This window comes from Pseudomonas putida S13.1.2 (assembly GCF_000498395.2).
Lineage (GTDB): Bacteria > Pseudomonadota > Gammaproteobacteria > Pseudomonadales > Pseudomonadaceae > Aquipseudomonas > Aquipseudomonas putida_Q.
On the sequence record NZ_CP010979.1, the window covers coordinates 3391559 to 3404131 of the forward strand.

The following is a 12573-nucleotide window of genomic DNA, read 5'->3' on the forward strand; positions in this document are numbered from 1 at the left end:
ATAGAAAGACGTTCGCTTTTCAAGCGAAACACACCTTCAGGCAGTCACCGCACCCGCTGCCTGGAATCTGATTGCAGCTTTATAACGGATTTTAGGCTCGCAGTATGACTCTTTTTTTACGAAATCCGTCACATTGAGTTGCAGTGTTACATGTACATCCCGCCGTTGACCGGCACGGTAGCGCCGGTCACGTAGGCTGCACCGTCGGATGCCAGGAACGAAACCACCTTGGCAATTTCGTCGGCCTGGCCCAGGCGGCCCAGCGGAATCTGGGTTTGCAGGGCTTCACGCTGCGCTTCTGGGAGCTCGCGGGTCATGTCGGTGTCGATAAAGCCCGGGGTCACCGAGTTGACGGTGATACCACGCGAGCCCACTTCACGCGCCAGGGCGCGGCTAAAGCCTTCCAGGCCAGCCTTGGCGGCGGCGTAGTTGGCCTGGCCAGCGTTACCCATGGCACCGACAACCGAGCCGATGCTGATGATACGACCCCAACGTGCCTTGGTCATGCCACGCAGCACGCCCTTGGACAGACGGTAGAGGCTGTTCAGGTTGGTGTCGATCACGTCGAACCACTCGTCATCCTTCATGCGCAGCATGAGGTTGTCGCGGGTGATACCGGCGTTGTTGACCAGGATGGCCGGCGCGCCAAACTGTTCGGCGATGGCACCCAAAACAGCTTCAACGGATTCGGCGCTGGTCACGTTCAGCTCCATGCCGGTGCCGGTGATACCGTGCTCTTTCAGGGTGGCAGCAATGCGCTCGGCGCCGGAGGCCGAAGTGGCGGTACCGATCACGGTCGCGCCCTGGCGGCCCAGCTCGAGGGCGATGGCCTGGCCAATGCCACGGCTGGCGCCGGTGACCAGTGCAACTTTACCTTGCAGGCTCATGCAAGCTTCTCCAAATCAGGCCAGTGCCGCGCGGGTGGCGGCAACGGCGTCAGGGGTATTGAGGTTGTAGGTGGTCACGCCGTCGGCGCAACGCTTGTTCAGGCCAGCCAGGACCTTGCCCGGGCCGCACTCGACCAGGTTGACTGCACCGTTGGCAGCCAGGGTCTGCACGCACTCGACCCAGCGCACAGGCTGGTACAGCTGTGCCAGCAGGTCATGCTTGAGGGCATCGAGGTCGGCGGCAATGGCAGCGGTGACGTTCTGTACCACCGGAATTTGCGGCGCCTTCCATTCGATGGCATTGACCGATTCTGCAAAGCGCTCGGCGGCCGGCTTCATCAGGGCACAGTGCGACGGCACGCTGACTGCCAGCGGCAGGGCGCGCTTGGCACCTTTGGCCTTGCACAGCTCCATGGCGCGATCTACCGCAGCCTTGTTACCGGCGATGACCACCTGGCCAGGCGAGTTGAAGTTGACGGCGCTGACCACTTGGTCTTCTGCCGCTTCGGCGCAGATTTCTACGACCACGGCGTCGTCCAGGCCAAGGATTGCAGCCATGGCACCGTGACCTGCCGGCACGGCCTCCTGCATCAACTGACCACGGCGCTCGACCAGGCGAACGGCGTCTTTCAGGCTGATGCTGCCAGCGGCAACCAAGGCGCTGTATTCACCCAGGCTGTGACCGGAAACGAAGGCCGGCTTGGCGCCACCCTCCTCCAGCCACAGGCGCCACAGCGCGATGGACGCGGTGAGGATGGCCGGCTGGGTCTTGTCGGTCTGGTTGAGTTGCTCTTCCGGGCCTTCCTGGATCAGCTTCCACAGGTCGTAACCGAGCGCTTCGGAAGCTTCCTTGAAAGTTTCGATGATCACTGGCTTCTCGGCGCCGAGCTCGGCGAGCATGCCCAGCGACTGGGAACCTTGACCGGGAAAGACAAATGCGAGGGATGCAGACATTGAACAAGCCCTTATGATCTTGTCGTCGGATAGGGTGCGCCAAGCCGTAGGCCAGGCGCGGAATCTGAAAACTTGGATGGAAACGCAGACCAAGCGGTCACATTTAAGCACTTCATCGCCGAAATGCCTAAGGCAACAGGTCTTCAAGGCGGCCATGCAGGCGCTGCGGCAGGTTTTCCTGAATTTCGATCAACGCCCGCTGGATGGCGCTCTGGAAGCCCTGCACGCCCGCCGAGCCATGGCTCTTGATGACGATACCCTGCAACCCCAGAAAGCTCGCCCCATTGTGCCGCGCTGGCGCCAGGTCGGCCTGCAAGCGCTTGAGCAGGGGCATGGCCACGGCCCCGGCTACGCGAGCAAAAGCACCGCCCTTGAACAGCTTTTCGATGCGCGCACCGATCATCGTTGCCAAACCCTCGCTGGATTTGAGCAGGATGTTGCCGACAAAACCGTCGCACACCACCACGTCCGCCTCCCCCCTGTACAGGCCATCCCCTTCGACGAACCCCACATAGTTAAGGCCGCGAGCGTTCTGCAACAGCGTGGCCGCCAGCTTGACCTGCTGGTTGCCCTTGATGTCCTCGGTGCCGATGTTAAGCAACGCCACACGCGGCCGATGCACACCCAGGGCCTGGGCGGCCACCGAGCCCATTACCGCGAACTGGTAGAGGTTTTCTGCGCTGCAATCGACATTGGCCCCCAGGTCGAGCAGCTGGCAATAACCCGCCTGGGTCGGGATGGCCGCCACCATGGCTGGCCGATCAATACCCGGCAAGGTTTTGAGCACGAAGCGTGACAGCGCCATCAGCGCCCCGGTGTTGCCAGCACTGACGCAGGCCTGGGCCTTGCCATCGCGCACCAGTTCGAGGGCGATGCGCATCGACGAGTCCGGCTTGCCGCGTAGCGCCTGGGAGGGCCGCTCGTCCATACCGATCACCTCACTGGCGGCGACAATCTGCAGGCGCGCGCGATCCGCAGCTGCAAGGCCGCTGACAAGATCTTCTAGGAGGGAGGGTTGACCGACGAGGGTCAGGTGCAGCGAGGGAGTAGCCGAAAGGCAGGCAATGCTAGCCTGGACAATGCTGCGGGGACCGAAGTCCCCGCCCATTGCGTCGATCGCGATGATCTGAGCGGACAAGGATTACTCGTCAGCGCCCTTATCGATCACTTTACGACCACGGTATACGCCTTCTGGCGAAACGTGGTGACGCAGGTGAATTTCACCGGTGGTCTTTTCTACCGACAGCGCGTTTTCCGACAGGGCGTCGTGCGAACGGCGCATGTCACGGGCAGAGCGGGATTTTTTGTTCTGCTGAACAGCCATAATTGATTAACTCCTAAACGTTTGGGTCACGCTTTAACTGCGCCAAAACACTGAACGGGTTGGACCGCGATACCTCGTCCTTGCTCGATTCGGGCTCGTCTGCGCCCGCCGGCTGCTGGCATTCTTCCGGATGGTGAGCAGGCACGATTGGCAAGGCAAGCAGAAGCTCCTCCTCGACCAATGCCTGCAGATCCAAAGGATCTTCGCCCAGTTCCAGCACGTCATAGCCTTTCGGCAACGACTGGGTATTCGCACCCTCCTTCACCACAGCGTATGTACATTCGCTGGAGATCGGCAGGGTGACCAGCTCAAGACAACGCTGGCAAACCATCTTGACCTCGACGTTCAGCTCGGTGTGGATAACCACTACGTGCTGTTCATCTCGTTCAAAATCGAACTTCGCCTGCACCGTACCGACATTGTCGGAAAGCGGGTCGCAGAGTCTTTCCAAATCAGCGAGTTGCAGCGAACCGTTAAGGGTTACGCCACGATCGGCTAATTTGCGCGGGTCAACGTGAGGTGGAATCGGGTCATTCAACATAGGCGCAGCATTCTAGGGATGCCCCCCGTCCCTGTCAAAGGAATTTCGGCGGCATCGTGCATGATAGGATTGGTTCAACCGAACACGGAGTCTACCATGCTTCCTTTGTTACTGGCTTCCAGCTCTGCCTATCGCCGCGAACTGCTGACACGCCTGCGCTTGCCCTTTACCTGGGCGAGCCCCGATATAGACGAACAGCGACGGGATGACGAGCCCGCCGTGGACCTGGTGCGCCGACTGGCCAGGCAAAAGGCCGAGGCATTGGCGGGCAGCCACCCCGGGCACCTGATCATCGGCTCGGACCAGGTTGCAGTGCTGGGCGAACAAGTGCTGGGCAAGCCGCACACCTTCGAGCGGGCCTGCGAGCAACTGTTGGAGTGCAGCGGGCAGCAGGTGAGTTTTCTGACCGGGCTGGCACTGCTCAACAGCGCGACCGGGCACTGCCAGGTGGACTGCGTGCCGTTTACGGTGACGCTGCGTGAGTTGAGCAGGGAGCGGGTAGAGCGTTACGTGACGGCGGAACAGCCGCTGGATTGCGCAGGGAGCTTCAAGGCGGAGGGGCTGGGGGTGAGTTTGTTCCAGAGCACACATGGGTGCGATGCGACCAGCCTGATCGGCCTGCCGCTGATTCGGTTGGTGGATATGCTGACCAAGGAAGGCGTTGTCATCCCTTGATATTTGGGGGGGCCGCGTTGCGGCCCATCGCGACACAAGGCCGCTCCTACAGGGATCGTGCCGCGCCAAGCCACACGCGCCCCTGTAGGAGCGGCCTTGTGTCGCGATTGGGGCGCAAAGCGCCCCCAGCAGTTTCAGCGTAGCTGAGGCCCCTGGAACCCCATCCACATCGCCAGGTGCTCAGCCACGCTGGCACCTACGCGCTTGGAGAAGCGATCGAAAGGCGATTCCTGAACAGTGAAGTCCACCAACTCCTTCTCACCGACAACCTCACGCGCCACATAGCTGGCACTGCCCAGCCCATCGACCAGCCCCAACGCCTTGGCCTGCTCGCCCGACCAGACCAGGCCGCTGAACAACTCCGGGTGCTCCTTGTCCTTCAGGCGGTCACCCCGCCCCTGCTTGACCATGGCAATGAACTGCTGGTGCGTGGTATCCAGCACACCCTGCCAGAACCGGGTTTCTTCGGGCTTTTCAGGCGAGAACGGATCAAGGAAGGCCTTGTGCTCACCCGAGGTGTAGGCACGCCGCTCCACACCCAGCTTCTCCATGGTGCCGACAAAGCCATAACCGGCTGCCGTCACGCCAATGGAACCCACCAGGCTGGCTTTGTCGGCATAGATCTCGTCCGCCGCACTGGCAATGTAATAGGCACCAGAAGCACCGAGATCGGCGATGACCGCATACAACTTGATCGCCGGGTACTCAGCCCGCAGGCGGCGAATTTCGTCGTACACGTAACCCGCCTGCACCGGGCTGCCACCCGGGCTGTTGATGCGCATTACCACAGCCTTGGTCTTGCTGTCCTTGAAGGCCTCGCGCAGGCTCTTGACGATATTGTCCGCGCTGGCGGCCTCCTGGTCGGCAATCACCCCGCGCACCTCGACCAGCGCGGTATGGCTGGCGCTGCGTGAAGCTGCCTTGTCCATGTCCATCAGCGGCGTGAACAACACCAGCAAGCCGAACAGGTAGGCGAACGTCAGCAGCTTGAAGAAAATCCCCCAGCGCCGCGCCCGGCGCTGTTCCTGCACACTGGCCAGCAAGGTCTTTTCAAGCAACTGCCAGCTCTTGCGCTCTTCGCGCTCATCGGGCTCGGCCTCGGGGGCTTTCCATTCGTCTGCCATGCTTACCTACCTTGGAAATGGAATTGCGGAACCATCCAGCCACTCGCGCAGCTGGGAAAAATGATCGATGCACACCTGCGGACCAAACTCGGCCAGCGCCTGCAGCGGCATGGCACCATAGCCCACTGCCACCGAATGCATGCCGGCATTGCTGGCCATCTGCAGGTCGAATGCCGAATCTCCGACCATCAGCGCACGCCCCGGTTCGACGCCGCAATGGCCGAGGATTTCTTCGAGCATAAGCGGGTGCGGCTTGCCTCGGGTTTCGTCGGCTGCGCGGGTGATGTCGAAGAACTGCTCCCAACCATTGGCCTTGAGCACCCGGTCCAGCCCCCGACGTGCCTTGCCCGTGGCCACCGCCAGGCGGTAACCCTTGGCACGGAAGGCATCCAGCGACTCAACCACGCCCTCGAACAGCGGCGAAGGCTGCTGGTCCAGCGCCATGTAGATATCGGCATAGTGCTGACGGAAGCGTTCGACCTGCGCAGGCGCCAGGTGCGGGTACAGGGTATGGATCGCCTCACCCAGGGCCAAACCGATGATGCCCTTGACCGCGTCGTCGTGGCTGGGCGCCTCGCCGGCGCGCTCGGCGGCAGCATTCATGGCCTCGACAATACGCCCGATGGAATCGGCCAGGGTACCGTCCCAGTCGAAGATCAGTAGCTCATAGCCTTTATTCATGGATCAGGACGCACTCAAACGTTCAATGGTTTTCGCCCAGACTTCATCCACAGGCGCTTCAAGCTTGAGCTCACCACCATCCGGCAGCGGCACGGTCAGTGCGTAGGCATGCAGGAACAGCCGCTTGCCCCCCAGCTCACGAATTTCACGCGTGAAGTCTTCGTCACCGTACTTGCTGTCACCGGCAATCATGTGCCCGGCATGCAGGGTGTGCACGCGAATCTGGTGGGTGCGCCCAGTGATGGGGCGGGCCTCGACAATGGTGGCGAACTCGCCAAAGCGGCGCAGCACGCGGAACAGGGTCAACGCTTCCTTGCCCTCCTCGTTCACTTCGACCATGCGCTCGCCGGAGCGCAGGTTGCTTTTGAGCAACGGGGCGTTCACCTGCTTCTTCGAGGTCGGCCAATGGCCGCGCACCAGCGCCATGTAGCGCTTGTCGACACCATCGCCGCGCAGGGCAGCGTGCAAGTGGCGCAGCATGCTGCGCTTCTTGGCGATCATCAGCAGGCCGGAGGTGTCGCGGTCCAGGCGGTGCACCAGCTCCAGCTCCTTGGCGTCCGGGCGTAGCTGGCGCAGCGCCTCGATCACACCAAAGCTCAGGCCGCTACCGCCATGCACGGCAATGCCGGACGGCTTGTTCATCACGATCAGCGCCTTGTCTTCGTAGACAATGGCCGCCTCAAGGCGCTGCAGCAGGCCCTGGGCTACCGGTGCCGGCTCGTCACGCTCCGGCAGGCGGACGGGCGGTACCCGCACGATGTCGCCGGCCTGGATCTTGTACTCAGGCTTTACCCGCCCTTTGTTCACCCGCACTTCACCCTTGCGCAGGATGCGGTAGACCAAAGTCTTGGGCACGCCCTTGAGGGCCGTGATGAGGAAATTATCAATGCGTTGGCCGGCAAGCTCCGGCGCGACTTCGATCAGCTGAACGCCGGAAGTCGGAGGGGTATTGGTCGTCATTGCGGGATCATAACAATTTTTTATGGAATTGAAGCACTTAATCATTGCTGCTATAGTCGCGAACGCCGCCAAAAGCGGCAGGCCAGCGGCACCAGGCTTTGAGCCGGCCCTGACCAACGCAATTCTCCAGGACGCGAGGCCGTCCTACGGGGTTTTCGCCAGTTTACCGAATTGCCTGGAATCGCCACCAGCGCCGTGTAGAGAAGACCGAAAAAAAACGACAAGCGCGGTGTTTCACCTGCTTACCCGATTCTTTTCGCAGCCCCTCTGCCCGCCCCGTCGCTTCCACGCAACGCACGGCGAATGCTTCGGAAATACCTGCCTTGGACATGAATGGCGCCAGTGCAGTACCTGCAGTGGCGAAAAATGCAACCCGTTGCGGATTCAGCGCGCGGCAGCACCCGAATTATCAGGGATACGTGCAGGGTGGAGATGCACAGCCCTCGGACCGTGTAGCACCGCGTCCGGCCACCAGCCCACTGACGGCTGGCGAGCGGATAAGGTCCTGAACAGATGCCCCCGGGCGTCCACGGCTGAAGGTTGATTCCTCCTCCTGACTGAGTGCACAAGGCCCGCTTGGTTGATTCGATCTCCATTCGAAGCCACCGGGGCCTTGTTGGCACCGCAGCAAACAGGACGCGTCGTCGCGACAACGGCAGGCTGGGCAACCGGCTGGTGCCGAACGTCGCTCGACACGGGGGTGGCCCGGCCACCCTTTGCGCACCTTGGCACCGACCATGAGACGTCGTGTGTGCCGAACGCCGTTTCCGGCAGCCCGGAAACCGACGGTACAACATGAAAAGAATGCTGATTAACGCAACTCAACCCGAAGAGTTGCGTGTAGCCCTGGTGGACGGCCAACGTCTCTACGACCTGGACATCGAGTCTGGTGCGCGAGAGCAGAAAAAGGCCAACATCTACAAAGGCAAGATCACCCGCATCGAACCTAGCCTCGAAGCCGCCTTCGTCGACTTCGGTTCCGAACGTCACGGCTTCCTGCCGCTGAAAGAAATCTCCCGCGAATACTTCAAGAAAGCCCCCGAAGGCCGGGTGAACATCAAGGAAGTGCTCAGCGAAGGCCAGGAAGTCATTGTCCAGGTCGAGAAGGAAGAGCGCGGCAACAAAGGCGCCGCCCTCACCACCTTCATCAGCCTGGCCGGCCGCTACCTGGTGCTGATGCCCAACAACCCGCGTGCTGGCGGCATCTCCCGCCGCATCGAAGGCGAAGAGCGCAACGAACTGCGCGAAGCCCTGAACGGCCTGACCGTGCCGGGCGACATGGGCCTGATCGTGCGCACTGCCGGCCTGGGCCGCAGCAGTGAAGAAATGCAGTGGGACCTCGACTACCTGCTGCAGCTGTGGACCGCCATCAAGGAAGCGTCCCTGGACCGCGCTGCGCCCTTCCTGATCTACCAGGAAAGCAACGTCATCATCCGCGCTATCCGTGACTACCTGCGCCAGGACATCGGCGAAGTGCTGATCGACAGCATCGATGCCCAGGAAGAAGCCCTGACCTTCATCCGCCAGGTGATGCCGCAGTACGCCAGCAAGGTGAAGCTGTACGAAGACAGCGTACCGCTGTTCAACCGCTTCCAGATCGAAAGCCAGATCGAAACCGCCTTCCAGCGCGTGGTCGACCTGCCGTCCGGTGGTTCGATCGTGATCGACCCGACCGAAGCCCTGGTGTCCATCGACATCAACTCGGCGCGCGCCACCAAAGGCAGCGACATCGAAGAAACCGCCCTGCAGACCAACCTGGAAGCGGCCGAGGAAATCGCCCGCCAGCTGCGCCTGCGTGACATTGGCGGCCTGATCGTCATCGACTTCATCGACATGACCCCGGCGAAAAACCAGCGTGCCGTGGAAGAACGCGTGCGCGAGTGCCTGGAAGCTGACCGTGCCCGCGTTCAGGTTGGCCGCATTTCGCGCTTCGGCCTGCTGGAAATGTCCCGTCAGCGCCTGCGCCCGTCGCTGGGCGAAAGCAGCGGCATCGTCTGCCCACGCTGCTCCGGCACCGGCATCATCCGTGACGTCGAGTCGCTGTCGCTGGCCATTTTGCGCCTGATCGAAGAAGAAGCCCTGAAGGACCGCACCGCCGAAGTCCGTGCACAAGTGCCGATCCCGGTGGCCGCGTTCCTGCTCAACGAGAAACGCAACTCGATTACCAAGATCGAACTGCGCACCCGTGCACGCATCATCATCCTGCCGAACGATCACCTGGAAACCCCGCACTTCGAAGTCCAGCGCCTGCGCGACGACAACCCGGAAGTGCTGAACAACCAGTCCAGCTACGAGATCGCCGCCACCGAGACCGAAGAGGCACCACAGCAGGCCGCCACCCGCACCCTGGTACGCCAGGAAGCGGCGGTCAAGACCGCACCGGCCCGTACCAACGCGCCAGTACCGGTTGCTGAAGAGCCACAGCCTGTCGCCCCGGCCGCCCCTGCCCCGAGCGCCCCGGAGCCAAGCCTGTTCAAAGGCCTGGTGAAGTCGCTGGTGAGCCTGTTCGCCGGCAAGGACGAACCTGCTGCTGCGCCGGTCGTCGCCGAGAAGCCAGCTGCCGAGCGCAGCCCGCGCAACGAAGAGCGCCGCAACGGCCGTCAGCAGACCCGCAACCGTAACGGCCGCCGTGACGAAGAGCGCAAGCCGCGTGAAGAACGTGCCCCGCGCGAAGAACGCCAGCCGCGTGAGGAGCGTGCGCCACGTGAAGAGCGCGCTCCACGCGAAGAGCGTGCACCACGCGAAGAGCGTGCACCACGTGAAGAACGCGCCCCGCGCGAAGAGCGTGCACCACGTGAAGAACGCGCCCCACGCGAAGAACGCGCCCCACGCCAGCCTCGCGAAGACCGCCGAAGCAACCGCGGCGAAGAACGCGTGCGTGAGCTGCGCGAGCCGCTGGATGCCACCCCGCCAGCCGAACGCGAAGAGCGTCAGCCGCGTGAAGAGCGTGTAGCCCGCGAAGAACGTGCTCCACGTGAAGAGCGCGCACCTCGCGAAGAACGTGCCCCACGTGAAGAGCGCACACCTCGCGAAGAACGTGCTCCGCGTGAAGAGCGCGCCCCACGTGAAGAACGCGCACCTCGTGAAGAGCGCGCTCCGCGCGAAGAACGTGCCCCGCGCCCACCTCGCGAAGAGCGCCAGCCACGTGTAGCTGAAGAAGCTGCCGAGCAGGCTGCCGAACTGGCCGAAGAGCAACTGCCGAACGAAGAGTCGCTGCAAGACGATCAGGAAGGCACCGATGGCGAGCGCCCGCGCCGCCGCTCCCGTGGTCAGCGTCGTCGCAGCAACCGTCGTGAGCGCCAGCGCAACGCCAATGGCGAGCTGATCGACGGTGGCGAAGAGGACGAAGGCAGCGAAGAGCAGCCACAACAGCACCAGGCCACTGAGCTGGGTGCCGAACTGGCCGCAGGCCTGGCCGTGACTGCCGCTGTCGCCAGCAGCAACATCAGCGCCGACGCCGAAGCCCAGGCCAACCAGCAAGCCGAGCGCGCCACCGCCGACGTCGCCACCGTTGCAGAGACCGACAACAGCGAAGCCGCCTCGCCGGTCGAGCAAGCTGAAAAGGTCGAGCAGGTCGAAGCCGTCGCCAAGGCTGAAGAAGTGGCCGTGGCCCCAGTGGTCGAGCAGCCTGTCAGCCAGCCGGTAATCGTGGCCGAGGCAACTGCCGAGCCAGTGGTCGAAGTCGCTCCGCAGCCAGTGGCTGAGGAAGTGCCTGCTGCGCAACCTTCGATCGTCGCCGAGGCACCTGTTGAAGCGCCTGCCGTCGAAGCAGGTGAAATCGAACAGGCTCCGGCTGCGGTTGATACCGCTCCGGTCGCCGAGCAGCCAGCACCGGTTGTCGAAGCCCAGCCAGAAGTGGTAGCCGAGCCTGCACCAGTGGTAGTCGAGCCTGCGCAGGTTGAAGCCCCGGCTGAGGTAGAGCCTGCGACTGTCATGCTGGCCAACGGCCGCGCGCCGAACGACCCGCGTGAAGTGCGCCGCCGCAAGCGTGAGGCCGAGGCCGCCGCCAAAGCTGCGCAGCAAGCTGCTGCAACCTCCGAGGAGCCCGCCCTGGAAGCCGCCGATGAGCACAAACCTCATCACGGTTGATAGCCAAGGCTGAATGAAGAAGCCCCGCCAGTGCGAACTGGCGGGGCTTTTTCTTGGCTTGACGCTTATTGTAATCGATGGACTCGCCCCCGCCGAGGCATCACAGTGCCACGGTGGCGTTCGAAGAAGCCAACGGCAGCGAGGGCGAGACCATGAAAAAGCATAGTTCGAAGCACGATTCCCTGTCTTCCACCGACGTGGAACTTTGCACAACCATCTGCGTTGACCTGGCCAAACAGGTCTTCCAGTTGGCAGGCGAGGACGCTACTGGTCGGGTGATCTACGAAGATCGCATCAAATCCCGTCAAGCATTCCATGACTTCCTGATCAGGCTGCCAACGACCGTGGCCGTCTTGATGGAGTGCGGTCCAGGTGCACAAGCCTGGGCCAGGCTGCTGCAAACCAAAGGTAATCCGGTTCGCATCCTGCCTGCGCAACGCGTCGCCGAACACCGTAGCGGCGCGAAGAACGACCGTAACGATGCCCATGCCATTCTGCGTGCCGGTCGCGATACCAGCATTGCCTCCGTACCGATCAAGAGCACCACAGCGCTGGCTATTCAAGCACTGCATCGCATCCGGCGCGGCAACATCAAGCGGCATACAGCGCTGGGCAATCAGATACGTGGCCTGCTGCTTGAGCATGGCGTATCCATGCCTCAAGGCGATGCCGCGATCAGTCAGCAGGTACCGCGGGCGCTTGAGGATGCCTCCTTGCCTCTGCCCGATTTGTTGCGCGAGTTGCTTGATGAGCTGCTGACTGACTGGCTGTCTTTAGGTGAACGCATTGCGGCGCTGAGTGGACGGCTCGAAGTGACAGCCCAGCAAGATAAGGTGGCACAGCGGCTGATCACCATTCGTGGCGTTGGCCCAATCATCGCCACGGCGATCGTGGCAAAACAGACCGAACCCAGCCGCTTCGCGAGTGGCCGAATGTATTCCGCCTTCTTCGGTATCGTGCCGGACCAGCACAGTAGCGGAAACAAAATCAGGCTGGGCAGAATGAGCAAGCGAGGTGACGGCTACATACGCAGCCTGATGATCCAGGGCGCCCATGCTGTCTTGAGTCAGCTAAGACCTGATTCCGATCAGCCAGACGATCGCCGCCTGTTGCGCTGGCTATCCCGCCTTGGACGCAAGGAGGCGGCGATCAGACTGGCTAATCGAAATCTGCGCATTATCTGGGCTCTGTTACAGAGCAATCAGGTCTACCAACGTAAACCGAACAACAACCCGGAGGCTGCTATGAGCCTCTGACCAACCGAGCAATGCCACCGGGGCGCTGAGCGCTCCAACCCCTGCTAGTGAACATTGACCCTAGGTAAGACCGTCGCAGACA

Annotated in this window: 11 protein-coding genes; 3 read left to right on the top strand and 8 right to left on the bottom strand. The window is 62.3% G+C overall.

Annotation, left to right across the window (positions count from 1 at the left end; all coding sequences use genetic code 11):
- Positions 1-146 precede the first annotated feature (146 nt).
- The 5 genes from fabG to N805_RS29905 form a co-directional block, all read right to left on the bottom strand.
- Entirely contained in the window at positions 147-887 is a 741-nt protein-coding gene (fabG, locus tag N805_RS14975) for a 3-oxoacyl-ACP reductase FabG (RefSeq protein WP_016500893.1), read from the bottom strand.
- A gap of 15 nt (positions 888-902) precedes the next feature.
- Positions 903-1841, bottom strand: a complete 939-nt coding sequence (fabD, locus tag N805_RS14980) for an ACP S-malonyltransferase (RefSeq protein WP_019472791.1) — start codon at positions 1839-1841, stop codon at positions 903-905.
- Between the two features lie 127 nt (positions 1842-1968).
- On the bottom strand, positions 1969-2979 hold the full coding sequence (gene plsX / locus N805_RS14985; RefSeq protein ID WP_016500895.1) for a phosphate acyltransferase PlsX: 1011 nt from the start codon (positions 2977-2979) through the stop codon (positions 1969-1971).
- A 3-nt stretch (positions 2980-2982) separates the two neighbouring features.
- Complete coding sequence (rpmF, locus tag N805_RS14990) at positions 2983-3165, bottom strand: 50S ribosomal protein L32 (RefSeq protein ID WP_016485486.1); 183 nt, start codon at positions 3163-3165, stop codon at positions 2983-2985.
- Between the two features lie 13 nt (positions 3166-3178).
- On the bottom strand, positions 3179-3706 hold the full coding sequence (locus tag N805_RS29905) for a YceD family protein (RefSeq protein WP_080956812.1): 528 nt from the start codon (positions 3704-3706) through the stop codon (positions 3179-3181).
- A 96-nt stretch (positions 3707-3802) separates the two neighbouring features.
- On the opposite strand from N805_RS29905, the gene N805_RS15000 reads away from it, so the two are divergent.
- Entirely contained in the window at positions 3803-4381 is a 579-nt protein-coding gene (locus N805_RS15000; RefSeq protein ID WP_019472793.1) for a Maf family protein, read from the top strand.
- 134 nt (positions 4382-4515) lie between these two features.
- On the opposite strand, the gene N805_RS15005 is transcribed toward N805_RS15000, so the two are convergent.
- Genes N805_RS15005 through rluC form a run of 3 tightly spaced genes read right to left on the bottom strand, consistent with a single transcriptional unit; the run spans position 4516 to position 7146 of the window.
- The gene (locus N805_RS15005) at positions 4516-5505 is read right to left on the bottom strand and encodes a S49 family peptidase (RefSeq protein ID WP_019472794.1); all 990 of its coding nucleotides are present in this window, start codon (positions 5503-5505) and stop codon (positions 4516-4518) included.
- Positions 5506-5511: 6 nt separating this feature from the next.
- Positions 5512-6186 carry an HAD family hydrolase gene (locus N805_RS15010; protein ID WP_019472795.1) on the bottom strand — a complete coding sequence of 225 codons (675 nt, stop codon included), beginning with the start codon at positions 6184-6186 and terminating at the stop codon, positions 5512-5514.
- A 3-nt stretch (positions 6187-6189) separates the two neighbouring features.
- Positions 6190-7146 (bottom strand): 23S rRNA pseudouridine(955/2504/2580) synthase RluC, encoded by a 957-nt coding sequence (gene rluC / locus N805_RS15015; protein WP_026034610.1) that lies wholly within the window; start codon positions 7144-7146, stop codon positions 6190-6192.
- A 795-nt stretch (positions 7147-7941) separates the two neighbouring features.
- On the opposite strand from rluC, the gene rne reads away from it, so the two are divergent.
- Both rne and N805_RS15025 read left to right on the top strand, forming a co-directional pair.
- Positions 7942-11235, top strand: coding sequence for a ribonuclease E (rne, locus tag N805_RS15020; RefSeq protein WP_019472797.1), 3294 nt, complete (start codon positions 7942-7944; stop codon positions 11233-11235).
- 197 nt (positions 11236-11432) lie between these two features.
- Positions 11433-12491: an IS110 family transposase gene (locus N805_RS15025; protein WP_080956862.1), complete on the top strand. Its 1059-nt coding sequence runs from the start codon at positions 11433-11435 to the stop codon at positions 12489-12491.
- Positions 12492-12573 lie beyond the last annotated feature (82 nt).